Here is a 25,946-nt window from a genome sequence, read left to right on the forward strand (position 1 = left end):
CGTGAACTCCTTCCGGATGACGGCCGTGATCGCGATGCTGATGGGCGGCTGCGCGGCGAAGCAGGAGCAGCCCGCGACGGTGGCCCGCGCGGAGCAGTTGATGGCGTCCAACGCCGCCAAGCGCGGAGACCTGGTGCTCCGGTGCGAGCCCTCGGACGCGCAGGTCCTGATGGACGGCGTGGAGCAGGGGACGTGCAGCGACTTCGCCGGGGTGTCCCGGAGCCTGCGGTTGGGGGACTCGGGCTTCCACCAGGTGGACGTGAAGAAGCGCGGGTTCTATCCCTACACGACCTACTACCAGCCCAGTGGGGCGCGGGTGACGTTGAAGGTGAAGCTCCGGCCCCTGGCGCCCGAAAGCGGCGGCGTTTCGCCCTGAGGAGGCCGTGCCAGGGCCGGCGCCCTGCACCGCGAGGTGGCAGGCGACGCCCCGGGTGCGCTCAAGGACCGCAATCAAGGGCCCAAGACGCCGTAGGATGGGCGGGGACAGGAGGCGGTCATCGGACGTCGCAAGAGAGGCAGTGAGCGCGCGGTGAAGGGGGCCCCCCAGCCCATCGCGACCCCGGAGGTGTCCCCGGTGCTGCATGTCGTGCACCCGGAGCCCGTGCCCCCGCCCGGCGACCCCTCGGCGCTGGATGAGGCGGAGGCCCGCCGGGTCGACTTCATCTGGTCCGGCGTGATGGTGGGCTCGCTGGCGCTGGTGTTCGCGCTCCTGTCCGTGTTCGGCGGGGTGGCGGTGCCGGTGCTGCTGGCGCTGACGGGCGCGTACGCGTTCAACCCGCTGGTGACGCTCCTGGAGAAGCGCGGCGTGGACCGCACCTGGGGCACGTCCATCCTCTTCTTCGCGGGCACGCTCCTGATGGTGGGCGCGGGCCTGTACCTGGTGCCGGTGTTCCGCGACGAGGCGGCGAAGCTGCCCGGCTTCTTCCAGCGCGCCAGCACCCAGGTGGTGCCTCAGGTGGAGTCGCTCCTGGGCGTGTCGCTGCCGGACCTGGTGAGCCAGCGCACCGCGGAGCTGGGGGAGAAGGCCTCCGAGCTGCTCCAGAGCGCGGGCCCCACGGCGGCGCGGCTGGTGGCGAGCTTCGCCGGCAACACCGCGCGCTTCGCGGCCACGCTGCTGGGCCTGTCGGTGGTGCCGGTGCTGGCGTTCTTCTTCCTCCAGGATTACCCGCGCCTCATGGGTCGCATCCAGGACCTGTTGCCGCGCCGCTCCGTGGCGCTGGCGACCCAGCGCTTCCGCGAGGTGGACGAGGTGCTGTCCGCCTTCGTGCAGGGCCAGCTCACCGTGGGCGCCATCCTGTCGGTGCTCTACGCGGTGGGGCTGTCCGTGGCGCGCATCGACCTGGCCATCGCCATTGGCCTCATCGCCGGCTTCGGCAACATGGTGCCCTACCTGGGCACGGGCATCGGCGTGGTGCTGGCCGTGCTGGGCGTCCTCCTGTCGTGGCAGGGGCCGTGGCAGCTGGCGGTGGTGGCGGCGACCTTCATCATCGGACAGCTGGCCGAGGGCTTCGTCATCACCCCGCGCGTGGTGGGGGAGAAGGTGGGCCTGGCCCCCGTGGCCGTCATCATCGCCGTGCTCGCGTTCGGTGAGCTGTTCGGCTTCGTGGGCATCCTCCTGGCCGTCCCGGCGAGCGCCATCCTCAAGGTCGTCCTGAGCGTCGTCCTCCAGCGCTACCGCCGCACGCAGCTCTACAAGGGGAGCGTGCAGGCGCCGTGACGAAGCTGGAGAAGCTGCACCAGGAGATCATCGCGTGCCGGGCCTGCCCCCGGCTGGTGGAGTGGCGCGAGGAGGTGGCCCGGGTGAAGCGGCGCGCCTACCGCGACTGGGACTACTGGGGGAAGCCCGTCCCCGGCTTCGGCGATCCGAAGGCCCGGCTGATCATCGTGGGTCTGGCGCCCGCCGCGCACGGCGCCAACCGCACGGGGCGGATGTTCACCGGGGACCGCTCCGGCGACTTCCTCTACGCGGGCCTGCAGCGCGCCGGCTTCGCGAACCAGGGCCACAGCGAGCACCGGGACGACGGCCTGAAGCTGACAGACGCCTTCATCGTCGCCGCCGGCCGGTGCGCGCCGCCGGACAACAAGCCGCTGCCGGAGGAGCTGGCCCGCTGCGCGCCGTTCCTGGACCGGGAGATGGCGCTGTTGCCTGGACGGGTGCTGCTCGCCCTGGGGGCCATCGGGTGGAACGCCGCCCTGGCGTCGGCCGCTCGCACGGGCAGTCCGCTCCCCACGCCCCGTCCCGCCTTCGGCCACGGCGCCGAGTACCGGCTGCCGGACGGCCGGTGGCTCGTGGGCAGCTACCACGTCAGCCAGCAGAACACGCAGACGGGGAGGCTCACCCCCGCCATGTTCGACGCGGTGATGAAACGCGTCCGCGCGTTGTTGGAGACGTGAACGCGGGGAAGATCAGGGCCCGCGCTCATGTTCCTTGACAGGTGTGGGAGCCCGCTGTTATTCCCCGCGCCCATCCGCACGACGGGTCGTTAGCTCAGCGGTAGAGCACTACCTTGACACGGTAGGGGTCAGTGGTTCGATCCCACTACGACCCATCATCAGTAAGAGTTCCATCTCGCGGGCGGCAGGCTTTCTCAAAAGCCTGCCGCCTTCGGTTTTTTCCAGCGCAGAGGTTTATCCGCCATGTCCGAATCCATCACGGTGACGCTCCCCGACGGCAGCCAGAAGCAGACCGCCCGGGGCACGACCATCGCGGACTTCGTGAAGGGCAGCATCGGCGTGGGGCTCGCGAAGGCGGCCCTGTTCGCCCGGGTCAACGGTCAGGACATGGACCTGGCCCGGACGCTCGACGAGGACGCGAAGCTGCAGATCTTCACGTCCAAGAGCCCGGAAGGCCTGGACCTCATCCGTCACGACGCCGCGCACGTGGTGGCCAGCGCCGTGCAGAAGCTGTTCCCCGGCACGCAGGTGACCATCGGTCCGTCGACGGAGGAGGGCTTCTACTACGACTTCTTCCGCGAGAAGCCCTTCACGCCGGAGGAGCTGGAGAAGATTGAAGCGGCCGCCAACGCGGAGCTCAAGCAGGACGCGCCCTTCGTCCGCACCGAGATCTCCATGGAGGACGCCATCAAGCTCTTCGAGGAGAAGGGCGAGAAGTTCAAGGTGGAGATCGTCAAGGACATCGCCGCCAAGGGCGCCAAGACGCTCACGCTCTACACCCACGGCGACTGGGTGGACTTCTGCCTGGGGCCCCACGCGCCCAGCACGGGGAAGATCGGCGTCATCAAGATCCTCTCCTCCAGCGGCGCGTACTGGCGCGGCGACCACCGCAACCCCATGCTCCAGCGCGTGTACGGCACCGCCTTCTTCGACAAGAAGGCGCTGGAGGCCTACGTCACGCGCATCGAAGAGGCGCGCAAGCGCGACCACCGCAAGCTGGGCAAGGAGCTGGATCTCTTCCACTTCCACCCGTACTCGCCGGGCGCGGCCTTCTGGACGCCCAAGGGCACCGCGCTCTACCAGACGCTGTCGGACTGGATGCGCTCGCTCACGGCCGGTGACGGCTACTTGGAGATCAAGACGCCCCTGATGTTCAACAAGGGCCTCTGGGAGACGAGCGGCCACTGGGGCAAGTACAAGGAGAACATGTTCCTGGTGCTCGACAGCGAGTCCGGCGAGCACGACTTCTCCCTCAAGCCGATGAACTGCCCGTCGCACCACCTGTTCTACGGCTTCAAGAAGCACAGCTACCGCGACCTGCCCCTGCGCCTGCACACCCAGGACGTGCTCCACCGCAACGAGGCCGCGGGCTCCCTGGGCGGCCTCACCCGCGTGCGCCAGTTCGCGCAGGACGACGCGCACATCTACTGCATGGAGAGCCAGATCACCGACGAGGTGCGGCGCTTCGTGAAGCTGTTGGACCGCGTCTACAAGGCGGTGGGTCTCACCTACGCGGTGAAGCTGTCCACGCGCCCCGAGCAGCGCCTGGGTGACGAATCCCTTTGGGATCGCGCGGAAGGCGGCCTCAAGGCGGCGCTGGAGTCGCTGGGCCTGGAGTACGAGCTGGCCCCCGGTGACGGCGCCTTCTACGGCCCGAAGATCGACTTCGCCGTGTCCGACAGCATTGGCCGCAAGTGGCAGCTGGGCACCATGCAGCTGGACTACCTGGCCCCGGAGCGCTTCGACCTCACCTACGTGGGCGAGGACAACGCCCCGCACCGCCCGGTGGTCCTCCACCGCGCCATCTTCGGCTCCTTCGAGCGCTTCACCGCCATCCTCATCGAGCACTTCGCCGGCGCCTTCCCGGCGTGGCTGGCCCCGGTGCAGGCCATCCTCGTCACCGTGGCGGACCGTCAGATGGACTACGCCCGCAAGGTGCGCGACGACCTGCGCGCCAAGGGCTTCCGCGTGGAGCTGGACGAGCGCGGCATCACGCTCAACGCGAAGATCCGCGAAGCCCAGCTGCAGAAGATCCCCTTCACCCTGGTGGTGGGCGACAACGAGGTGGAGGCCGGCGCCGTGGCCCCCCGTCGCTACGGCGGCGAGGACCTGAAGACGATGAAGTACGCCGACTTCGAGGCGCTCCTCGTCAAGGAAGCCACGCTGCCCTGAACGGCAGTGTAGGGGACTTGACTCCCCGTCCGGGGTGGTGGCAGGGGTTTCTGCGTTGGCTGTAGGAAACGCTACCCCCATCGCATCAAAAGAGTGATAGAGGCTTTCGCCCAAAGCGTCCGGGAACCGTGTGTCCCGGACCGCCGTCAGTCACGAAGATTGCCGGCCGACAGGAAGCAGAAGGAAGGTTTGGGATCATGCCCAAGTTGAAGACCCGCAGCGCCGCGAAGAAGCGCTTCCACGTGAAGAAGAGCGGCCAGGTGAAGTTCGGCAAGGCGTTCAGCAAGCACCTGTTCACCTTCTCCAAGACGGCCAAGCAGAAGCGCGGCAACCGTGGCACGGGCCACCTGCGCGACATGGACGCCAAGAAGGTCATCAAGGAGCTGTTCCCCTACGGCGCCTGAGTCGTCCTCGGGTTTGAACCAACCGTGAGTCCTGGCGGAGCGGCGTGAAGCCAGCGCCCCGGGGCTCCCTTCCAGAAGTCAGGAGTGTGTCATGCGCGTCAAAAAGGGTTTCAAGGCTCGTCGTCGTCGTAATCGCATTCTCAAGCTTGCGAAGGGCTTCCGCGGCCGTCGCAAGAACTGCTACCGCCGTGCGAACCAGGCCGTCGAGCGCGCCCTGGACTACGCCACCCGCGACCGCGCGGTGCGCAAGCGCAACTTCCGCTCCCTGTGGATCGTCCGCATCAACGCGGCCGCTCGCACCGTGGGCCTGTCCTACTCGAAGCTGATCGCCGGCCTGGCGAAGGCGAAGATCTCCCTGGACCGCAAGGTCCTGTCGGATCTGGCCATCGCGGACCCCGCGGGCTTTGCCGCCATCGCCAACATCGCGAAGGCAGCCTGAGACACGGCCGGCGGTGACGCCGGCTTCCGAAGCTGAAACGGGCTGCCTCCACCAGGGGGCGGCCCTTTTTTTTGCCCGGCGCCAGAGGCGACCGGGGCGTGAATGGAAGGCGGGAAGAGGACCATGCGAGACCGGTTGCAGGCGTTGGCGGACGCGGCGCGCCAGGAGATCTCCGGTGTGTCGGAGCCCTCGCAGGTGGAGGCGTTGCGCATCCGCTACCTGGGCAAGAAGGGCGAGCTGTCCGCCGTGCTGGGCGGCATGGGCAAGCTGCCCCCCGACGAGCGGCGCGCGTTGGGAGAAATCGCCAACACCGTCAAGGCGGAGTTGGAGCAGCTGCTGGCGGACGCCACGAAGCGCGCGGAGGACGCCGCGCTGGAGGCTCAGCTGAAGGGCCCCAAGCTGGACGTGACGCTGCCCGGGCGCGCGGTGCTGCCCGGTGGACGGCACCCGGTGTCGCGCACGATGGAGGACATCGTCCGGACGTTCGCGCGGCTCGGGTTCGAGGTGGCCGTGGGCCCGGAGATCGAACTCGACTACTTCAACTTCGAGGCGCTGAACCTGCCCAAGGATCACCCCGCGCGGGACATGCAGGACACGTTCTACGTGGACGAGCCCAGCCTGGGCCACGCGAAGAAGGCGGACAGCCCGTCGCTGCTGCGCACGCACACTTCGCCGGTGCAGGTGCGGCACATGCTGTCGCGCAAGCCGCCCATCCGCGCGGTGATGCCGGGCCGGGTGTACCGGCGGGATTCGGACATCACGCACACGCCCATGTTCCACCAGGTGGAAGGCCTGCTCGTGGACAAGGACGTGAGCTTCGCGGAGCTGAAGGGCACGCTGGACGCGTTCGTGAAGGCGTTCTTCGGCTCGGAGACGCGCACGCGCTTCCGCCCGTCGTTCTTCCCCTTCACGGAGCCCTCCGCGGAGGTGGACGTCACCTGTGCTTCGTGCGGCGGCAAGGGCTGCCGCGTGTGCAAGCAGACCGGCTGGCTGGAGGTGCTGGGCAGCGGCATGGTGCACCCGAACGTCTTCACCGCCGCGGGCTACGACCCGAAGGAGGTGACGGGCTACGCGTTCGGCATGGGCGTGGAGCGACTGGCCATGCTGCGCTACGGCATCGACGACCTGCGGATGATGTTCGAGAACGACGCGCGCTTCCTCGCGCAGTTCTGATTCCGGCCCACCAGGAAAGAGGACAACCCTGTGAAGATTTCAGTGAAGTGGCTGGGTGATTACGTCGCGCTGCCGCCGTCCGTGGACGAGCTGGCGCGCAAGCTGACCGCGGCGGGCCTGGAGATCGAGGGCGTGGAGCGCCCCGGCGAGGGCCTGCGCGGCGTGGTGGTGGCGCAGATCCGCGAGTCGGTGCAGCACCCCAACGCGGACAAGCTGTCCGTCACGCAGGTGGACATCGGCGGCTCCGCGCTGTTCCAGGTGGTGTGCGGCGCGAAGAACTTCAAGGTCGGCGACAAGGTGCCGCTGGCCACGGTGGGCGCGAAGCTGCCCAACGGCATGGAGATCAAGCAGGCCGCGCTCCGGGGTGTGGACAGCTTCGGCATGCTCTGCTCCTCGAAGGAGCTGGGCATCACGGAGGACTCGTCCGGCCTGCTCATCCTCCCCGCGGACACGAAGCTGGGCCTCCCCATCGCGGAGGCCCTGGGGCTGGATGACTCCGTGCTGGAGGTGAACGTCACCCCGAACCGGCCGGACGCGCTCAGCCACCTGGGCATCGCGCGCGAGGTGGGCGTGGTGACGGGCGCGCAGCTGAAGTTGCCGCAGCCGAAGCCCGCCGAGTCCGGCAAGCCCGTGGCGGAGCTGGTGAAGGTGCGCATCGACGCGAAGGAGCGCTGCTCGCGTTACGCGGCGCGGGTGGTGGAGAACGTCACCATCCAGCCGTCGCCGCAGTGGATGCAGGACCGGCTGAAGGCGTGCGGCGTGCGCGCCATCAACAACGTGGTGGACGTCACCAACTTCGTGCTCCTGGAGTACGGCCAGCCGCTGCACGCGTTCGACCTGGAGAAGGTGGCGGGCCAGGAGATCATCGTCCGCACCGCGAAGCCGGGCGAGAAGCTGCGCACGCTGGATGACAAGGAGCGCACGCTGGACGCGGACGACCTGGTCATCGCGGACCGCGACCGGGCGCAGGCGCTGGCGGGCGTGATGGGCGGCGGCGACAGCGAGGTGACTCAGGGCACGAAGCGCATCGTCATCGAGTCCGCGCACTTCCACGGCTCCGGCGTGCGCCGGTCCGCGAAGCGCTACGCGCTGCACACGGAGGCGTCGCACCGCTTCGAGCGCGGGGCGGACCTGGACGCGGTGCTGCCGGCGTTGGACCGGGCCGCGCAGCTCATCGCGGAGCTGTCGGGTGGCACGGTGGTGCCGGGGAGGGTGGACGTGCAGCCCGAGCCCCTGGCGCCGCGCCGGGCGACGCTGCGCTACGCGCGGGTGGAGAAGGTGCTGGGCGTGGCGGTGCCGGAGGCGGAGGTCCGGCGCATCCTGACGGCGCTGGGCTTCAAGTCCGTGGAGGAGTCGCAGGGGCAGACGACGTACGAAGTGCCCCGGGCGCGCGTGGACGTGGATCGCGAGGAGGACCTGATGGAGGAGGTCGCCCGTGTGTACGGCTACGACAACATCCCTGCGCGGCTGCCGCGAGGGCTGGAGACGCTGGCGCCGGAGCCGCTGTCCATGGAGGCCGAGCGTCGGCTGCGCCACGCGCTGGGCGGCGTGGGGCTGTCCGAGGTGGTGAACTACTCGTTCGTGGCGCCGAAGTCGCTGGAGGTGCTGGGTGGGAAGGAAGCGCCTATCGCGCTGATGAACCCGCTGAGCGTCGAGCAGTCGGTGATGCGCACGAGCCTGCTGCCGGGCCTGCTGGAGAACCTGTCACGCAGCGTGCGCCACCAGGTGGAGTCGGTGGGCCTCTACGAGACGGGCCGGGCGTACTTCCGGGACGCGCAGGGAGGGCAGGGCATGCGCCCGGCGGCTCGCGAGGTGCCGCGCGTGGCGGGCCTGGTGTGGGGCCTGCGCGGTGGTGGCCGGAGCTGGACGGCGAAGGACTCGCGCGTGGACTTCTACGACGCGAAGGGGGCGGTGGAGGCGCTGCTGCACGCGCTGCACGTGGAGGGCGCGGCCTTCACTCCTGCGGAGGCGCCTGCGTACCACCCGCGGAGCTGCGCGCAGGTGTCGTTGAGCGACGGGACGGTGCTGGGCCTGGTGGGCGAGGTGCACCCGCGCGTGACGAAGGGGCTGGGGCTGCCGGAGGGCGTGTTCGTGTTCGAGCTGGACACGGATCCGCTGTACGCGGCGGCGCGGCTGGTGCCGCAGGCGGCGGCGTTGCCGAAGTACCCGGCGGTGCTGCGCGACCTGGCGGTGGTGGTGCCGCTGGAGCTGCGCAACGAGGAGGTGCGCCGGGTGATCCTGGAGGTGGGGGCGCCGCTGGTGGAGGACGCGCTCGTGTTCGACGTCTACACGGGCAAGCCCATCCCCGAGGGGAAGAAGAACCTGGCGTACGCCTTGAGGTACCGCTCGCCCGAGCGGACGCTGACCGACGCGGAGGTCACGGCGGCCCACCAGCGCATCATTACGGAGGTGAACCAGCGGCTGGGGGCGGCGCTGCGCGCCTGAATTCCTGAATGAAGTCAGGACGTTGACACGGTTCGGGGAAGGCTGACACCATGCCCCGCGTTCACCGGCCAATCACGGGTGCCAGAGGACTCGCATGACGAAAGCGGACATCATCGAGGGGGTCTACGAGAAGGTCGGCTTCTCCAAGAAGGAGTCGGCGGAGATCGTCGAGCTCGTCTTCGACACCGTGAAGGAGACGTTGGAGCGCGGGGACAAGATCAAGATCTCCGGGTTCGGAAACTTCCAGGTGCGCCAGAAGAAGGCGCGCGTGGGGCGCAACCCGCAGACGGGCAAGGAGATCGAGATCAGCGCCCGCCGGGTGCTGACCTTCCGGCCGAGCCAGGTGTTGAAGAGTGCCCTGAACGGCGAGGCACCCCCGGAGAACCACGCGGAGATCGACGCGCAGGAAGAGGCGGCGGCGGACGCGGCGGAGGCCCGGGGTGAGGACTTCGACGAGGGAATGGAAGAGGGCGACGAGTAGGTTTTTTTCACCGGCGCCCCTCACCTCCTGCTTGACCTGAAACGAGGGCAGGGGCATAAGGGCGCACCGTTTCACGACGGCCGTTTTCGGGGCGTAGCGCAGCCTGGTAGCGCACTTGCTTGGGGTGCAAGTGGTCGCAGGTTCAAATCCTGTCGCCCCGACCAAATAGAGGCCCTGGAGTCCCCGGTGCAAGCCGGTGACTCCAGGGCCTTTGTTTTTTCCGCATCCTTGATTGCTGGGGTGACCGTTCACGAGCTCCTCAAGAGCCGGCAGCTTGGTCGACCTCTCATCCGGAACGGGTGATGCTTCGGGGTTGTCTTCCCGTGGTGCGCGAGGAGGGGCCGGATGGGGCTCTCGAGATCAGAGCAGATGGCCCGCATCCGGGGCACGAACACGTCGCCCGAACTCACGCTGCGACGCGCCCTTTGGGCTCGTGGCTTGAGGTACCGGCTCCACGAACGAACCCCCGCAGGCAGGCCCGATGTGGTGTTCTCCGCCAGTCGCGTCGCGGTGTTCATCGACGGCTGCTTCTGGCATGGGTGCCCGCTTCATTACGCCCGCCCCCGCTCCCGCGAGGAGTTCTGGTCGGCCAAGCTCGTGGAGAACGTTGAACGCGACGCCCGTCAGGCGGTGCTGCTGGAAGCAGCGGGCTGGCAGGTGGTGCGGCTCTGGGAGCACGAGATCATCACGGAGCTGGAGAGCGCTGTTGAGCGCGTCGAACGTGCTGTGCGAGGTGGCGGGAGCCCGTGGGCAGCCCAGCTCCGGGTTCGGCAAGTCACCGAAGTTGGCAGCGGCCTGGAGCGCCGAGAGATCGTCGTGCTGAGTGCCCCTTCCGATGTGATCGAGGTGACCGAAGGGCCTCGGGTAACGGCCAAGGCCCGTGCGGTCAAGAAGGTGACGGTGCCCGGAAACCGGCAATGATCCGAGGGAGGTCTGCGGAGTTTGCTGGTTGACGGCCATCTTGAAGGCCGTTACCGCTGGATACTCGCCGACCGCTTTGTGCCGATGGATGATCAGGTCGGAAGCACCGCCGAGCTGCTTGCGGAACGCTCCTTGGCTGGCGGCGACGGACCACGGGTCGAAACACATGCGGAACTGGCGTACTCGATGGGATGCTCGGTGTTCTCAGTATTGAAGTGGGAAATGACGGTGCTCGCCTCCAGGGGCCGATTGGCGGCGCAACTGGCACCCGGACTGGATGATCCTTCCAGCGATTTACCCGAGGCTTCCGGCCCGGGGAGTCGCTCTGCCCGTAGAGCTTCTTGATGCCTCGGCAACAGGCGAAACACGACTCGTTGGCACCGGACCTCTTTCCCGGCTCCGGTTGGGCACTCAGGCACCCCAGGGGCTTGCCTGTTACAGGATCGTCGCCCGGTGCTCCTCGCGCCACCGACAGGGTGAGTGAGCTGATTCAGCAAAAGCTCCTCCGTATGCAGAGCGGAGGGGCGCTCCGGTACATGGACATGTTCGCGGGATGCGGCGGAATCTCCCTCGGGTTCCTGACTGCCGGCTTCACGCCTGTCGCATCCATCGAAAATGATCCCTGGGCGGCGAAGTCGCATGGAGCGAACTTCGCCCGGTGGTCCCTGAACGGCGACCACCCTGATCACCACATTCCGCGAGATGCCACGACAGAGGATGCGGATAGCGTCTTTGTCGACCTCGGGATTTCGGGACCTCCAGACGATCAAATCGACGTATTGGTTGGCGGTCCTCCATGCCAAGCCTTCGCTCGAGTCGGACGGGCGAAACTTCGGGAACAGGCGCATCGACGCCAGGAGGCGACTGCTGACCAAGCGTTCCTGGTTGATGGCCGGGTGAGCCTCTGGCAGCGCTACGTGCACTTCATCCGCGCCACGAAGCCTGTAGCGCTCCTGATGGAGAATGTGCCCGACATCCTGAACCACGGCGGCAGCAATGTCGCCGAACTGGTCTCCAAGAGTCTTGCCGAGGAAGGCTACGTCGTCGCCTACACCCTTCTGAACGCTGCTTGGTATGGTGTGCCACAAACCCGTGAGCGCATGATCCTCATCGGGTTCCACCGCGCGACGGGCATCACACCTCGGTTTCCGTCTCCGACACACCACGTGGTGCTTCCTTCCGGATACACGAGCGCGAAGAACACGGCTCGACGAGTGATCCAGGAAGAAGGTTCGGAATACCATCGGTGGATCGCGGATCCGAAGCTCGACGCAAGCCCTGCTACAACGGCTTCAAAGGCTCTGGCGGATCTTCCGCCGCTTCACGCGCTTGATCTCTTTCAGTCCGGGCAACTGCGGAGGGGCGCCAAGGACCCGTCTGAGCCGGTGGCCTACACGTCAAGCAAGCCAACCACGCAGTACTCCAGGTTGATGCGGGAGTGGCTGGGCTTCAAGACGCAGATGACAACTGGTCACGTCTTCCGCTACCTCCCTCGGGACTACAAGATATTCGCGGAGATCAAACCAGGCTGGGAATACCCCGAGGTCCATGCGTATGTGGAGCGCAAGATTGCCTCGTGGCTGGCGGATCGGAAGCGCCGTGGTCTGAGCACCGATGTCCGTAATCCTGACGTCCGGGCCTACGTCTCCTCGTGGCGTATCCCCTACAGCCCGACGAAGTTTCCGAACAAGTGGTGGAAGCTGGATGCGGAAAAGCCCGTGCGGACCTTGATGGCTCACCTGGGCAAGGACTCGTACTCGCATATCCACTACGACAACGAACAGGCGCGCACAATCACCGTTCGCGAGGCGGCCCGTCTTCAGTCGTTCCCCGACGGTTTCGTATTCAAGGGGTCAATGAATCCAGCTTTCCGGCAAATCGGGAACGCTGTGCCACCCCTGTTTGCCTATGCCATTGCAATGGGAATGCGTGAAAGCCTCGACGCTCCCCCGGTTGATGACATGCGGATCAAGCTGCTGGGACTGCCGGCGTCTCATATCACCACGACTGAGGGCTCACGATGAAGTTCACGATCCTGAGGCTGCTTACCCACTCGGAACTTGGCATGTTCCACGAATACCGCCGGAGCAAGCGGGAGGGGTCGAAGCAGCGTGCCATCAACTTCGATGCAGACGTCGTGGGCCGCGTGTTCCCTGGGGCGAAGAAATCAGACCGCATCGCCATCACCTGTCGTTGCCTTGAGGATGCAAAGACGGTGGCAGTGAAGGAACAATGGATCAAGAGGCAGGACAAGAACTGGCGCCTGGAAGGGCACTGCCCCACAAGCCCGTACTACGCCTTCGTCGAGCCCGGCGTTCTGTTTGCGATGGTTGTGGATTCGTCAAGCAGTCCGGCATCAGCCTCGTGGATCGTCATCCCGATGAACCATCCGGCCAGAGCCGCCATCATCAACCACGGTGAGAGTGCAAGGCTTGGTAAGTCCGCCATGATCGCGCTGCACGGTGAAGAGGGCGACGTCTGCCGGAAGGTTCTAGCAGAACATTATCCTCAACTATTCGCGAAGGTGGGGACCGTGCGGAGCAATACGAACCGCAGGACAGGGCTGGAACCCGATCCGTTGGGCCTTTTCAAGATTTTGGCGCGTGCCGGTCACAGCCTTCCTAGCGCGGTCGCCGATCTCGTGGACAACAGCCTGTCGAAAGGTGCGTCCGAGATCGACATCACATTCCCCAATCCGAACCAGGGTGGGCGGTGGATGTGCATCCGCGATAACGGAATCGGCATGACGCCCAAGGGCTTGCGCGAGGCGATGAGAATCGGGCACCAGCGGGATTACGACGCAGCTGACCTGGGGAAGTTCGGCTATGGCCTGAAAGGCGCTGCTTGGTCCCAGGCTGACCGATTGACAGTCGTCTCCAAAGCAGCGAACAGCCGTGAGAGCTTGATGACCTGGGACAAGGATCATCTGGAGCGCACTGGCCGTTGGGATCCCCTCGAAGACCCTGTGGAGCAGAAATACAAAGAGGTCGTCCGGCTTGGCTCCTCGGGAACTGCTGTACTTCTCACCCAGATGCGGCCTCCGATTGATGCTCCCAAGGTCAGGGGCGTGGAGCCCTATGCTCAGGAGGTTGCATCCGTCCGCGATCATCTGGAGTTGGTATTTCACAAGTTCCTGGAAGGCAGTGTTCGCGGCCGGCAGCGCGTCGCCATGCGGTTGAACGGTACAGAGCTGAGGCCGAACAACCCGATGGGGCATCGGCTGACCAAGGCGTTCGACCCTCGCAGTATAGAGCTTCCCATGCACCAAGCCCCCTCGAAGGGGCCGATCATCACCGTACGCGCGTACGTGATGCCGAACGAGACCGAATTCACCGAGTACTACAAGGACCAACCGCCCGAGGTGAGTCGAGAGCAGCGCGACCGGATGACGCTGAACGGGCGGTGGAACGACTCCCAGGGCTTCTATTTCTACCGCCTAGATCGACTCATCAAGTGGGGTGGGTGGGAGGACTTGTTCGCAAAAGATGAGCACACCAAGCTGCTCCGGGTAGCGGTGGACTTCGACCGGCAGGCTGACGATCAGCTCCAGGTAGACATCAGCAAGCAACTCATCCGACTTCCGGTGGCGCTGACCGACAACCTCAAGGACATCCTGAAGGCTCCGCGGACCGAGGCGCGAGCTCGCTACGACAAGAAGGTGAGTGCTGGCGGGGGCGAAAATGGAGCGAAGCAAGGCGGAACGGGAGCGAGAACGGGAACCGAACAGGGGGAGGGCGCCACCAAGACAAAGGGCGCAGCGGGATCCGGCCATGCGTTGACTCCATCGGCCCAATCTTCCAAGAAGGAGCGTTCTCCTTTGCGGCTCGTTGAGGGCACTTCAAGTTCGTGGGAGTGCAAAAAAGGCTTCGCAGGTGATCAGGTGGAGATCTCCCAGCGGACTCCAGAATTGGTCATGCTTGCGCAAGCCATTGACGGAAACAATGAGGCAAAGAAGGCGCTGGCGGAGTTCCTTCGCGTGCTGGAGCGGGCGGGCGTCGTACGGGTCCTCGATGGAAAGTGAAGCTCGAAATCCCTTCATGCTGAAGCCCAAGGCCAGGCTTTGGACCGATGGGACGACTTGGACGAACTGGTCGCGGCATGAGGCGTATCTGCGCTCCCAGTCGAAGTGGATGCGCCATCAGGTCGACTCGGTCGCTGAGGAGTCGCTTCGAATACTCGCGAGAACCACCCCAATAGGGCGGCCTGAGTTCCAGTGCCGCGGGCTGGTGGTCGGATACGTCCAGTCGGGCAAGACGGCCAACTTCACAGCGGTGGCTGCCCGGGCGGCGGATGTCGGCTATCGCTTGATCATCATCCTGTCGGGCATCCATGATTCGCTGAGGAACCAGACGCAGCGTCGGCTTGAGCGGGAGCTCGTCGACGTCGGCGTGAACTGGATCCCCCTCACTGAGCCCGAAGATGACTTTCAGGAGCCGCCGGTGGCGAACGGTTTCGACGCCACCGGCACCGTCCTTGTCGTTGCAAAGAAAATTGTCCCCATCTTGGAACGCCTCAACTGCTGGCTCGGCAAGCTTGAAGGGCGGCTTGCAGACGTGCCCTTGCTTCTCATCGATGATGAGGCGGATCAGGCGTCAATCAACACCAAGGGCAATCGCCGCGATCCAAGCGTGGACGAAGATGAGCCAGCCAGCGATGAAAGTCCTTCCCGCACGAACGAGCTGATTCGGGACCTGCTGCAGAAATGCCCCCGGGCGACGTATATCGCATACACTGCGACTCCGTTCGCAAACATCCTTATTGATCCTGGGGCCTTCGACGACCATGTGGGTGAGGACCTCTTCCCGAAAGACTTCGTAATTCAGCTCCCCCGGCCTGATGGCTATACCGGTACGGAGGAGCTGTTCGGGGTGACAGCCCAACACCGGAACGTACTCCGGGTGGTTGATGAAAGCGACGTGAGAGGCCTCAAGCCCAGGCGCCGCAAGAAAGGCGAGCCGCTGGTTGCCCACGGCCCACTGGATCTGCCGCAGTCGCTCTGCGACGCCGTACTTACGTTCGCGCTGGCAGGGGCCATCCGCCTTCTGCGCGGTCATCAGGGTGAGTCCCACACGATGCTCGTGCATGTCTCCCAAGTCCAGAAGGACCAGATGCGCATCGGCGCAGCAATCGAGGAGCAGATACGGGCTTGGTTCAACCTCAACCGATCGGCTCCCGGATCAATCCGCGGGATGATGCGGTCGTCTCTGACTGACTTCGGACAAGTATCGTTGCCTTCCGATGTCGATGTCATCCTCGATGAGGCCGAGCGGAACCTCGCGCGGCTTCAAGTGGTCGTGCTCAACAGCAAGACCGGTGAGGAGTTGGAGTATGAGCAGCGTCCCGGGCGCCAGTTGATCGCGGTCGGAGGTAATCGCCTTTCTCGTGGCTTGACGCTGGAAGGACTCACCATCGCCTACTTCCTGCGAACGACAACAATGGCGGACACGCTCCTTCAAATGGCGCGCTGGTACGGATTCCGAAGCGGATACGACGACCTGATCCGCATCTGGACCACTGATGGGATCGCTGAGTGGTTCGTGGAGCTGGCCCTCGTCGAGGAGGCCCTGCGGGACTCCATCACTGTTCTCAACAAAGCGGGGCGGCGTCCTGACGAGATGGCGATTCGGATGCGTGCGCACTCCAAGCTCTTGCTGACGAGCAAGGCCAAGAGTCGAATGTCGGAGGTGGAGCTGGAAGCACGCTCATGGTCGGCTGAGAACCCACAGACAATCCTGTTCCCATTGCGCAATGCTGCGCTGTTGGAGCGGAATCTCGACTTGGCGTCGGAACTGCTCCACGCACATCCTCCGACGCATGTCGCCCATGGCGGAGCGATTGGCCACGATGTGCCCGCACATGACATTGCCGACTTCCTCCGACGATTTGCAGGCCACCCGAACAGCGTGGCTTTCCAGGGGGCAGAGATCGCGGACTGGATCACGGAGCGGTCCGCCGTGGGAGAGCTGGCGAGTTGGGCCATATTCGTGGCGAACCCTCAGCGAGAGCGGCAGGTCCTTCTTGGAGGACGACCCTATGGGCTGGTCCACCGCACATTGACCGGGAACGAGGCGATCGGAATCCTGACGGATCCGCGCCATGAGGGCGTGGATCTTCATGGCGGCCCGGAACGCTATCGGGCAGGAACGGCGTTCAACGCCCGTGCGATGCGGCAGGATCGACCGTCAGCGCGTGGTCTGCTGCTCCTGTATCCCCTCGATCCTGAGCCGTTGCAGGCGCCATCGCGGGCGGTGCTGGGTGTGGCCTTGTCCTTGCCTCTCACGAGTGACGACAGCCGCTCGTTCATGGTGAACCGCGGACTCATGCATGGCTGACGTGACAGCCATACGGTGGGAGTCGCTTCGTCAGCGGCGCTCTCCGCATGAATTCATCCTGGAGCCGGTCGAAGAGGACTTCACCGACTGCCAGCTGGGCATCGACGCCGCCGGAAAGCTGCACTTTTTGGTGGCAGTGGCCACGGACACATCAACCATTCCTCCCGATCTCCAGAGTATCGAGGTGCGGCTCGTCGACTATGGAGGTACGTGCCTCGATGTCTCCGCTCGCAGCCACCACGAGGACCTCTTCACGATGCTCGTGAACAAGATCCTCTACGCCATCCGCATCGAGCGGCGCGATCCCGCTACGTCGGTGGAGGCGACGATAGATGAACTGCGCGCAGCGCTCCGGCCCGTGGCCCAGGACCTCGGCGTCGGGGAGCAGATAGGCTTGTTCGGAGAGTTGTGGGTCCTGTCGAACGTCTTGTTCCCCTCGCTCGGTACGCGCGCGTGCCACCTCTGGAGTGGTCCGCTGGGCGAACGGCACGATTTCGCAGGCGACGCGGTACACATCGAGGTGAAGACCACCACCAAGGCCGACGAGCGACATGAGATCTCCCGATTGGATCAATTGCGTGCGCCTGCTGGCAAGCGGCTCCTGCTCGCGAGCGTCTTGCTTGAAAGGTCCATAGCGGGTGTCGCCACGATCGCAACGCTGGCTGATGAAATCATCATGAAGCTTGGGGTGGATGGACGCGCGATCGACGTCTTCGAGACCAAGCTCAAGAGCCTCGGTTGGCACGATGACCTCCGCCAGTCAGGCTCGCTCTTGCGCTTCAACCTCCGCGATGCCCACGTCTTCGTCGTGGAGGGAGGCTTTCCCCGACTGCCCGACGATTACATGCCTCCACGGAGCGTGATGGGCATCAGGTACACCATTGATGTTGCTGCCCGATCCTCGCTAAGTGCAACCGAGGTGGAGGCGATCCTTCAGGCCATGTGACGCAGTGCGTCTAGAGGTATCGCACCGTATGGGGCTCTAATACGGGCAAACGCTGCTGAATGCCACTAGACACAAAATGCCCTCCTTCTGCCGACTTGGTAAGCAGGATGCTGGCGGTCTTGAGAATGCGCAGCTTCCTGAGCACCAGCTTGACCGGTTACTCAAGGCTCCGTCCACCGCATGCCCCTCCGCGTCAAGGGCAAACTAACTTCGCTCGAGGCTTGGCGGCGCCGCTACGATTCGAGGAGCACTCAGAGACAGGGCGCCACCGGTTAGGTCTCGGAGAGTGGCTTGCCTCCATGCTTCCGGCCATACTTCCCCTCATGCATATCGAGCGCTGGGCTAGGTCATGTAAGAAACGCTGGTTCCTGCACCTGGGACTGCCGTCCCCAACGCTCACCGTTACGAGTTGTTTGCTAGTGGGTAGCAAATACGTGCGTACTCTCTATTGCAGAGCCCCGCAGAGCCGGGCCCCCAATGAGAGTTCCATTCATAATGCAAATCAAAAATTATGACAAAGCCAACGCCCCCTGCTCCGGTATCCGGCCATGCCAAGATGCGTCCAAGGGCTCGAATCATCTCTCTCCTTGGGGACGAACTCGTCAGCGATGAGCGAGTCGCGATTGTTGAACTGGTAAAAAACTCCTATGACGCCGACGCCACACGCGTCGAAGTTAAGTTCGAGGGTCCCAACCCCATCAAGCCAGACACGCTCACCATCTCCGATGACGGGACGGGGATGACGCTATCAACAATCCTCAATGGCTGGTTTGAGCCAGGAACAGTTGCTAAAAAGAAGAGCCTTAGATCTCCTGGAGGCCGTGCGTTCCAGGGGGCAAAGGGCGTTGGACGCTTTGCCGCTGCGCGCTTGGCTCAGACGCTTCACATGGAGACACGCGCAGCTGGTGAGGCCGAAGGTGTCGTCGTAAAGCTGGATTGGGGTGCCTTCGACGACAATAATTATCTCGATGAAGTCGAGATAAGCTATGAAACGCGCCCGCTTCCCCACCTGAAGCACGGGACAACGATAAGGCTGACAGGCCTGCGGGGAAAGAAGGATTGGAGCGAATATGATTTCCAGAGATTGCACGAGCGTCTGTCGAGGCTTATCTCGCCGTTTGATGAAATCAAGGACTTCCAAATTGTCCTGACCATCCCTGCTCACCCTGAACTCACGGGCGTCGTTGCGCCCCACGAGCTTACTCAACACCCCAAATATAGGCTCGCGGGGAAGCTGGATGATAATGGTCGATTTTCAGGAAAAATATATGCCGAGGAGGAGGAGATAAAATCCTTCAGGACGCATCACCTCGGAAAGAAGAATGAAGTAGTTAGTTGTGGAGGCTTTGAGGTTGAGATTCGAGCTTGGGATCGAGATCGCAAGAGCCTTGCTCCATATATGCTTGAATTCAACATGGGTCTTCGCGAGTTCCGATCTGTTCTGGATATGTACAGCGGTGTAAGCCTCTACCGGGATGGCTTCCGTGTACACCCCTACGGAGAACCAGGCAACGACTGGTTGCAGTTAGACAACCGTAGCCGCCAAGCGCCGACCACGCGACTCGCCAATAATCAAATTATTTCCGCCATCCGCATCTCCCGAGACAGAAACAAGGACATCATAGATCGAACAACGAGAGAGGGGTTGGTTCACAATCAGGCATACGAGACGCTGATAGACTGGACAACCAGAATTCTGGCTCTTCTGGAGGAGGAACGTTATCGATTGCGTCCCCGTGAAGAAGTACAGCCAGAAGAGACTCGAACTCTCTTCGAGGTGTTTGATTTAACACCAGTAGTCAAGGAAGCCGATCGTCAACTGGGTGCACAGCACCCCATCTCGCAACTGGTTCGTAAGTCCGACTCTGAGATCAGGGAAGGAGTGAGGCGTGTCCAAGAACACTACTCGCGACTACTCATGACGGCAGGAATTGGACAAATTGTCGATCTGGTTATTCACGAAATCGGAGCACCAGTTGGCCGTGTGAACCGCGAGGTCGCATATCTTGAACGGCAAGTGGAGACGATGCTTGATGGGGAGGAGTTGACTGCGGTCAAAAAATCTCTTTCCGACATCAAGGGGTGGCTTGAGCATATTGTTGCTTTGCGCAATCGCCTAGATCCCAAGGCGGCAGGCAAGCGAGGGCGAGCAACTTCGTTTGATATATTCGATGAGGTCGAAGGAAACATTACGCTGTTTGAGACTCTCATTAGCAAGCAAGGGATTAAGATCGCAGTGTACAAGCCTGGGGAGCCAGTTGTCGTGCATATGGTCAGATCTGCCTTTGGTCAAATCATTGCAAATTTGATCGACAACAGTATCTACTGGTTAATGCGACATCATGGTGATGGCGGTGGTGGCCAGATTAATATTCATCTTTATGCTATTGAGGGCGGGTTTCGTGTGCGGTTTTGTGATGATGGGCCAGGCATTGACGAGGCGGATCGAGAGCGCGTCTTTGATCCCTATTATTCCACCAAGCCCAATGGGATGGGTTTGGGGCTGTATGTTGCGCGTCAGGTGATTGAGCGATACGGGAAGTTGCTGTATTTGGAGAATTGCACGCTTCCGGGGGCGTGTTTTGATATGTTTTTCGAGAGGAATGTAGGCTTGTGATTTAGGGGTGTGTTATGGAAATTCAGGTTCTGTTGGTTGAAGATAGTCCGGATGATATGAGGCAGTTGAAGCGCGATCTGCCTGCTGTGTTTCATAGGCATGAGTTGGAAGTTGCTTTTCATGCTGCGGCCTCGTTTGAAGAGGCTGCGCACATGCTTTCTGATAAGAGTAGGCGATATGACTTGATTCTTTCTGATACCTATAGGGGGGAACAGAGCAGAGGGGATGCGGCAGTGTTGGATATGGTGAATGACTTTCGCGGCAATCGGTTTTGCCCTCTCGTCGTTTTCAGTGCGAGCGCTAGGCCAGCGGAGCTTCAGCCGAGTGCTTTTGTGATTTGGGCGGAAAAGGCGGAAGATCGAGGTATTGAAAAAGCAATTGAGCAGATGCTTGCAACGGGAATCCCCCAGGCGGCTCGACATCTTCACGACGAACTTGACCGACTTGCGGGAAGCTACTTGTGGGAGTTCCTAGAGGAGAACTGGGAGCAGCTCAAGGCAGGCGGGCACATTCGATCAGAGATGATGGGCCGCCTTGTCCGGCGCCGCGCCGCGCTTCAGCTTGCTGAGCTCGTTGCGACCGAAGCAGGAGTGCAACAGGTTTCAGAGGTGCATGGTCTTGAGTTTTACATATATCCTCCTCTTAATTTGACTCAATACAGTCTTGGTGAGATTGTTCGGAGTAGAAAGAATAAAAATGATGTTCGTGTGATCTTGACTCCGCATTGCTATCTGGCTTTGCATCCCGGCCAGCCCGTCCCGCGCGCAGAGTTCATTCAGACAGTCAAGGCAGTGCCGGTAAAGAGCGTGCTCGGAGAGGAGAAGATAGGCAATGCAAAGGCCGCCCTCTCGCAGCAGCGAGATAAGAAACTGAAGAGCTGGGTTACGCCTCCGAGTGGTCAAGACGTCGGAAAGCCTGAAGGTAGATACTGGTACCTGCCTTCTTTTCTCGATATTCCCCACATGTATTGCGACTTCATGCAGACGGAGAGCCTCCCTTATAAATTGGCCCGAGAGGAGTTCGATTCCGTCTGTGTGCTCTCGCCTCCATATGCGGAGTCCCTTCAGGCGTGCTATGGAGCATTCTATGGGGCTGTCGGAATTCCCAATGTGAGGCCAGCCAGCATTGTGGGATTTTTGGACTGAGGCATTGCGGCTCGATCTCGTGTGGGGTAGCCGTCCGGCCAACGACGTGCCGTGAGGGATTGCCGAGTTAGCGGCGTGCGGCGGACGCTTCCATGCATGGCGAAGCAGGTGGAGAAGCCGGAGTGGAAGCGGATTGCAGAAGCGTTCGGGGCCAGCGGGCAGACGCAGCGGGAGTTTGCGTCAGCGCGAGGCGTGCGGCTGAGTACGTTGTAGAACACCAATCTCAAGCTCTTGAATGCAGTCTTGTTGCGCCGGGCCTCGGATTTGATCGTGAGCAATGATTGCTCGCGGCCGGGTGGTGCCAATGCGCCTTTGGGAGGGTGCTTTGGTGGATGCATACCTGCTCAACGCTTTCGACGCTGATGTTCGTCGCGGACCGCGCAAGGCTCTCATGTCCAATGAGCAGGGGGCTCGACTGTAGTTGCAGCTGGTGCATGCTTGAAATCATGGTCATGACAGTTGAGCCCTGTGCAAAGTATTGTCACAACGCCGTCACGGATGCGGGATGCCAGCTCCCTCGTTCCGCTGAAGCGGCTGGGAGCTCAAGATCGCAGTGCGCTGTTCTCCGGAGCGGGAACGAAGTTCATCCCCGCAGGAATTATTCACTCTCCCTCCTGCTGGGACTTCCGGGACCCCAGTGATTCCTCGTTAGGGACGCGTTGCGGAGAGTGCGTGTTTGGCGCGAGCATGCGGTCCGCTGCTCGCCCCCAGGCGGGCGGTCCTCACCCTCAAGGAGTGTTCAGCACATGCGAATCCCCCGGACTTCCGGCCGTAGGACGCTGCTTGGAACGCTGCTGTGTACCCTCTCCCTCGTGGCCTGTGGTCCGGCCCCCGAGGCCGAGCCCACCGACAGCGCTCCCGTGGGCACGGAGAAGCAGCCCGTCGTCTACGGGACCGACAACCGCACGGACGTGTACGCGCACGCGAACGCCACGCTGCGCGCCCGCGCTCAGCAGTCCACCGTCGCGCTGATGAACCCTTCGGACTTCAACGCGACCAACCCCAACAACGTCACCTTCAACGGGTCCACGCTGCGCTCCGCGTACAACCTCTGCACCTCCGAGCGCTTCCTGGACGACCTGACCCCGGCCTTCTGCTCCGGCACGCTCATCGACGATGACCTGGTGCTCACGGCGGGCCACTGCATCACCAGCGCGTCGGCCTGTAGCAGCACGCGCTTCGTCTTCAACTTCTACCGCACCGCCGCCGGCGCCATGCAGACGGTGACGACCGCGGACATCTTCTCCTGTCAGGCGATTGTCGCGCGCCAGCAGGCCACGGTGGGCGGTCGCAACCTGGACTTCGCCATCGTCCGGCTGGACCGGTCGGCCACCCCGCGCTTCACGCCCGCCCCCATTCGCGCGGGCAACGCCGCGCTGCCCGTGGGCACCAACGTGACGGTCATCGGCTCGGGCAGCGGCATCCCCTTCAAGATCGACTCGGGCGGCTCGGTGCGTGACGCGCGCGCGGGCACGCTGGACTACTTCGTGGGCACCACGGACACGTTCGGCGGCAACTCGGGCTCGGGCGTGTACGAGAACAACGGCTACACGGTGGCCGGCATCCTGGTGCGCGGCGAGACCGACTACAAGGCCAACGGGAGCTGCAGCGTCGTCAACACCTGCACGGAGACGGGCTGCCGCGGCGAGGACATCACCTACGTCCGGCCGGCCATCGACGAGTACTGCGGCGTGGCGACCAGCACGCGCCTGTGCGCGGGCTACCCGCCGCCCCCGACGCCGGTGACGTTCACCTTCACCGCCACCAACACCAACAGCGCCAACCAGAACACCGTCAACCACAACGTCACCCTGGCCGCCGGGCAGACCCTCAAGTTCGGCACCTGCACGGTGCCGGGCGCCACCGGCACGGGTGACACGTACCTGCGCCTGTACAACGGAACCTCCCTGGTGGTCTCGAACGACGACGCCTGCGGCACGCTGTCCTACGCCAGCTTCAAGGCCACGACGGCGGGCACCTACCAGATCCGCGCCGGCTGCTACTCCAGCGGGAGCTGCAGCGGCACGGTGGCGTACACCGTCCAGTAGTCCCTGAAGGACCGAAGCGGGCGGTGGCGTCCGTCACCGCCCGCACCGGGCTCCTTCACTCCGGCAGCACGAGGGCGATCCTCGCCCCGCCAGCCATCCTGGCGGGGGCCGGAGCGTGACGAGCGCTCAGCAGCAGTTGGATGGCTTCTGGGCGATGACGGCGATCAGCACGGCGATGTTGAGCACGAGCTGCGCCAGCACGACGGCCAGGTACGCGCCACCGGTCGTGAACAGGCCGACGACCATCAGGATGAGCGACGCGCAGTTGAGGGCGATGGTGAACCAGCTGCCCGTCAGCGCCGCCCCGAAGATCTTGCCGAGGGTCCCTCCGAGGTAGAGCGCCTTGATGATCCGGATGACGGTGGAGCCATCGATGGCGCCCTGCTGCGCCGCGGCCCCCAGCGTCCGGAGCAGCGAAGTGCTCTCCGTGATGAGCGGCCTGGCGGCCTTGACCACCTGTGTCGCCGAGTAGCCCAGCCCTACCACCGCCAGCAGCAGGCACACGCAGGTCGAGGCCACGGAGATGACCCAGCCGATGCACTCGGTGTCGACCGTCAGCTCCATCCGGTCGCACTCCACCGGGCCCTGGGCGGTGTGGTGATAGAAGACGTAGTGCTTGCCCTCGACCTTCCCGGCGATGGTGCCCACCGGCAAGCCCCCGGGCCCGTTGCCGCGTGACAACCCCAGGTGGAGGTTGTTGCGGAAGAGTGAGCGCAGCCGGTCCTTCATCGCGCCCGGCACGGAGGCCAGCACCTGCTCGTAGGAGGCGATGAGGGCGTCCACCTGCGCACCCGAGAGCGGGCTCTGCGCGGGGAGGGCCACCTCCTCCGTGGCCCACCGGACGGAGGGCTGGAGGCCCGCGGAGGGGCGAGGCACCGCCACCAGCGTGGTCGTGGACGGCGCCCCGGGCGGCGGCGTGGAGTCGGAGGGCGGCGTGGCGACGAGCGAGGGCGTCGCCGTGTTGAGCAACGACGGCGGATTGCCGGTCACCTGGTTGGCCAGGCCGAGCGCGTTCCAGGCGTAGTACGCCACGCAGCCGTCCGCGTCGGAGGGGTCGCTCGACATGTAGTGCTGGAGTTCGTTCTGGGGGAGTTCGCGCGACCACAGGCCCACCGCCTGCAGGTGCCCCTGGAAGTCGTGGACCGCCCCACCCGCGACACTGGCATCGGGGTCCGCGCCGAACACCCAGACAGGGCTGGCCACCGAAGGCAGCGTGGTGCCGATGGCCGAAATGGAGTTGCCATCCAGGAAGAGCCGCACCGTGGCGCTCCCGTCGTAGGTCATCGCCAGGTGGTGCCACCCACCCGCGGGCAGCGCCGCTCCCTGCTCCCAGCTCGCACCGCTCGAGCCCGACAGGGACTTGAGGCAGACGTCGAACACGCCATTGTCCCACCGCAGGCCCAGGGCGATGCCATCCCGGGTGTCGCGGTCCCGGCACGCGAACAGCGTACGGTCGCTCAGCTGGAAGTCGGAGGGGGCATCCGCGTTGAACCACGCCTGCACGCTGAAGGGCCCGCCGTTGGCCACCACGGTGAGGTTGTCTCGCGGTGAAGGCTGGACCGCCGCGTTGACGACCCGGAGGGCGGGGGCGAGCATCGTCACGTGCGCGCCGCCCTGGAAGATCGCGGCCGGGCGGTTGTGTCCGGAGACGTCCCCGGTGGACCCGTCGCTGAAGCTGTAGCAGGCGGTGAGTGACGGGCCCGGCGGCGGCACGTCCCACACCGGCTGGCACTCCTCGCCGGTGAACGCGGTGGACCAGAACGCGACGTTGCAGAACTGCGCGTCGGTGGTGCCCCCCAGGGTGAAGACGCTTTCGGTGATGATGACTCCCGTGGCACTCCCCTCGATGACGGGCGTGCCGTTCGCGTAGAGCGTGTAGTTGCCGGCGCCAGTGCCGGTCCACTGCCAGACGTACAGGATGTACTGCCACTGCTCCGGCAGCAGTTCGACCTCCGCGCACCGCGGCGCATTGAGGCCCGGCATGTCGAGCGTCAGCTGCATGCCGTGAAGCCCGATGGACCAGTCCGCCCCCATCGACAGCAGCAATCCGTCGTAGGCAGGGGTCCGAGGACGAACCCAGAAACCGATGGAGTAGGACGAGGTGCCAGAGTTGTTGATGGGGGTGGACGTGCCCAGTTGGATGCGCTGGCCGTAGCGAACGTCGGCGGCACCGTACTGATACATGGGTCTCATGATGGGGGGCTCCAGGGGTGGGGAAGGACCGCCGCCGCGAAGAGCAAGGAGCGCGCCAGCGCGCGGCGCCTGACCTCTCCTCTGGGGGGCGCGGTGCGATCCCGCCGCCGTAACCGTCCGGCCAACGATGTGCCGTGAGGGATTGCCGGGGGAGCGGTTCGCGGCGGACGCTTCCGGGCATGGCGAAGCAGGTGGAGAAGCCGGAGTGGGCGCGCATCGCGGAAGCCTTCGAGGCC

At 64.2% G+C, this 25,946-nt stretch carries 18 protein-coding genes and 2 tRNA genes; 19 read left to right on the forward strand and 1 reads right to left on the reverse strand.

The features are described 5' to 3' along the window. Positions 1–16 precede the first annotated feature (16 nt). From D7Y15_RS13805 to D7Y15_RS13890, 19 genes are all read left to right on the forward strand, one after another. Entirely contained in the window at positions 17–376 is a 360-nt protein-coding gene (locus tag D7Y15_RS13805; RefSeq protein WP_233604943.1) for a hypothetical protein, read from the forward strand. 210 nt (positions 377–586) lie between these two features. Next, positions 587–1,717, forward strand: a complete 1,131-nt coding sequence (locus D7Y15_RS13810) for an AI-2E family transporter (RefSeq protein ID WP_233604947.1) — start codon at positions 587–589, stop codon at positions 1,715–1,717. Continuing rightward, entirely contained in the window at positions 1,714–2,394 is a 681-nt protein-coding gene (locus D7Y15_RS13815) for a uracil-DNA glycosylase (RefSeq protein ID WP_120575403.1), read from the forward strand. Before D7Y15_RS13810 ends, D7Y15_RS13815 begins: the two co-directional genes overlap by 4 nt. Positions 2,395–2,477: 83 nt before the next feature. After that, positions 2,478–2,549 (forward strand) — tRNA-Val (locus D7Y15_RS13820). Between the two features lie 88 nt (positions 2,550–2,637). After that, complete coding sequence (gene thrS / locus D7Y15_RS13825) at positions 2,638–4,566, forward strand: threonine--tRNA ligase (protein ID WP_120575402.1); 1,929 nt, start codon at positions 2,638–2,640, stop codon at positions 4,564–4,566. A gap of 197 nt (positions 4,567–4,763) precedes the next feature. Continuing rightward, positions 4,764–4,970: a 50S ribosomal protein L35 gene (gene rpmI, locus D7Y15_RS13830; protein ID WP_120566087.1), complete on the forward strand. Its 207-nt coding sequence runs from the start codon at positions 4,764–4,766 to the stop codon at positions 4,968–4,970. A gap of 91 nt (positions 4,971–5,061) precedes the next feature. Further along, positions 5,062–5,409, forward strand: a complete 348-nt coding sequence (rplT, locus tag D7Y15_RS13835; RefSeq protein ID WP_014397247.1) for a 50S ribosomal protein L20 — start codon at positions 5,062–5,064, stop codon at positions 5,407–5,409. A gap of 123 nt (positions 5,410–5,532) precedes the next feature. Next, on the forward strand, positions 5,533–6,582 hold the full coding sequence (gene pheS / locus D7Y15_RS13840; protein WP_121752869.1) for a phenylalanine--tRNA ligase subunit alpha: 1,050 nt from the start codon (positions 5,533–5,535) through the stop codon (positions 6,580–6,582). Positions 6,583–6,612: 30 nt separating this feature from the next. After that, on the forward strand, positions 6,613–9,027 hold the full coding sequence (gene pheT, locus D7Y15_RS13845) for a phenylalanine--tRNA ligase subunit beta (protein ID WP_121752870.1): 2,415 nt from the start codon (positions 6,613–6,615) through the stop codon (positions 9,025–9,027). A gap of 94 nt (positions 9,028–9,121) precedes the next feature. Further along, positions 9,122–9,508 carry an integration host factor subunit alpha gene (locus tag D7Y15_RS13850; protein WP_014397244.1) on the forward strand — a complete coding sequence of 129 codons (387 nt, stop codon included), beginning with the start codon at positions 9,122–9,124 and terminating at the stop codon, positions 9,506–9,508. Positions 9,509–9,595: 87 nt separating this feature from the next. Then, positions 9,596–9,672: transfer RNA gene (locus tag D7Y15_RS13855), tRNA-Pro, on the forward strand. A 181-nt stretch (positions 9,673–9,853) separates the two neighbouring features. Next, positions 9,854–10,429, forward strand: a complete 576-nt coding sequence (locus D7Y15_RS13860; RefSeq protein ID WP_121752871.1) for a very short patch repair endonuclease — start codon at positions 9,854–9,856, stop codon at positions 10,427–10,429. A gap of 536 nt (positions 10,430–10,965) precedes the next feature. Further along, positions 10,966–12,453, forward strand: a complete 1,488-nt coding sequence (locus D7Y15_RS13865; RefSeq protein ID WP_233604944.1) for a DNA cytosine methyltransferase — start codon at positions 10,966–10,968, stop codon at positions 12,451–12,453. Then, entirely contained in the window at positions 12,450–14,450 is a 2,001-nt protein-coding gene (locus D7Y15_RS13870) for an ATP-binding protein (RefSeq protein ID WP_121752873.1), read from the forward strand. Before D7Y15_RS13865 ends, D7Y15_RS13870 begins: the two co-directional genes overlap by 4 nt. A gap of 16 nt (positions 14,451–14,466) precedes the next feature. Beyond that, positions 14,467–16,761 (forward strand): Z1 domain-containing protein, encoded by a 2,295-nt coding sequence (locus D7Y15_RS13875; protein WP_233604945.1) that lies wholly within the window; start codon positions 14,467–14,469, stop codon positions 16,759–16,761. Further along, a complete protein-coding gene (locus D7Y15_RS13880; protein WP_121752875.1) occupies positions 16,754–17,707 on the forward strand; it encodes a PD-(D/E)XK motif protein in 954 nt (317 codons plus the stop codon). The genes D7Y15_RS13875 and D7Y15_RS13880 overlap by 8 nt, the downstream gene beginning before the upstream one ends. A gap of 511 nt (positions 17,708–18,218) precedes the next feature. Continuing rightward, complete coding sequence (locus D7Y15_RS13885) at positions 18,219–20,324, forward strand: ATP-binding protein (protein WP_121752876.1); 2,106 nt, start codon at positions 18,219–18,221, stop codon at positions 20,322–20,324. Positions 20,325–20,338: 14 nt separating this feature from the next. Further along, complete coding sequence (locus D7Y15_RS44140; RefSeq protein ID WP_148712761.1) at positions 20,339–21,469, forward strand: response regulator; 1,131 nt, start codon at positions 20,339–20,341, stop codon at positions 21,467–21,469. Positions 21,470–22,215: 746 nt separating this feature from the next. Beyond that, complete coding sequence (locus D7Y15_RS13890) at positions 22,216–23,517, forward strand: serine protease (protein ID WP_121752877.1); 1,302 nt, start codon at positions 22,216–22,218, stop codon at positions 23,515–23,517. 126 nt (positions 23,518–23,643) lie between these two features. Here D7Y15_RS13890 and D7Y15_RS13895 read toward each other — a convergent pair whose 3' ends face one another. Then, a complete protein-coding gene (locus tag D7Y15_RS13895) occupies positions 23,644–25,710 on the reverse strand; it encodes a LamG domain-containing protein (protein WP_233604946.1) in 2,067 nt (688 codons plus the stop codon). Positions 25,711–25,946: the final 236 nt, after the last annotated feature.

Source organism: Corallococcus sp. AB030 (assembly GCF_003668965.1).
GTDB lineage: Bacteria > Myxococcota > Myxococcia > Myxococcales > Myxococcaceae > Corallococcus > Corallococcus exiguus.

Excerpts from the sequence above, each read along its gene's own strand:
- D7Y15_RS13865 (WP_233604944.1), top strand. The coding sequence starts at position 10,966 with ATGGACATGTTCGCGGGATGCGGCGGAATCTCCCTCGGGTTCCTGACT.
- rpmI (WP_120566087.1), top strand. The coding sequence starts at position 4,764 with ATGCCCAAGTTGAAGACCCGCAGCGCCGCGAAGAAGCGCTTCCACGTG.
- rplT (WP_014397247.1), top strand. The coding sequence starts at position 5,062 with ATGCGCGTCAAAAAGGGTTTCAAGGCTCGTCGTCGTCGTAATCGCATT.
- D7Y15_RS13895 (WP_233604946.1), bottom strand. The coding sequence starts at position 25,710 with ATGAGACCCATGTATCAGTACGGTGCCGCCGACGTTCGCTACGGCCAG.
- D7Y15_RS13805 (WP_233604943.1), top strand. The coding sequence starts at position 17 with ATGACGGCCGTGATCGCGATGCTGATGGGCGGCTGCGCGGCGAAGCAG.
- D7Y15_RS13850 (WP_014397244.1), top strand. The coding sequence starts at position 9,122 with ATGACGAAAGCGGACATCATCGAGGGGGTCTACGAGAAGGTCGGCTTC.
- D7Y15_RS13885 (WP_121752876.1), top strand. The coding sequence starts at position 18,219 with ATGACAAAGCCAACGCCCCCTGCTCCGGTATCCGGCCATGCCAAGATG.
- D7Y15_RS44140 (WP_148712761.1), top strand. The coding sequence starts at position 20,339 with ATGGAAATTCAGGTTCTGTTGGTTGAAGATAGTCCGGATGATATGAGG.
- thrS (WP_120575402.1), top strand. The coding sequence starts at position 2,638 with ATGTCCGAATCCATCACGGTGACGCTCCCCGACGGCAGCCAGAAGCAG.
- D7Y15_RS13890 (WP_121752877.1), top strand. The coding sequence starts at position 22,216 with ATGCGAATCCCCCGGACTTCCGGCCGTAGGACGCTGCTTGGAACGCTG.
- D7Y15_RS13870 (WP_121752873.1), top strand. The coding sequence starts at position 12,450 with ATGAAGTTCACGATCCTGAGGCTGCTTACCCACTCGGAACTTGGCATG.
- pheS (WP_121752869.1), top strand. The coding sequence starts at position 5,533 with ATGCGAGACCGGTTGCAGGCGTTGGCGGACGCGGCGCGCCAGGAGATC.
- D7Y15_RS13880 (WP_121752875.1), top strand. The coding sequence starts at position 16,754 with ATGGCTGACGTGACAGCCATACGGTGGGAGTCGCTTCGTCAGCGGCGC.
- D7Y15_RS13860 (WP_121752871.1), top strand. The coding sequence starts at position 9,854 with ATGGGGCTCTCGAGATCAGAGCAGATGGCCCGCATCCGGGGCACGAAC.
- D7Y15_RS13875 (WP_233604945.1), top strand. The coding sequence starts at position 14,467 with ATGCTGAAGCCCAAGGCCAGGCTTTGGACCGATGGGACGACTTGGACG.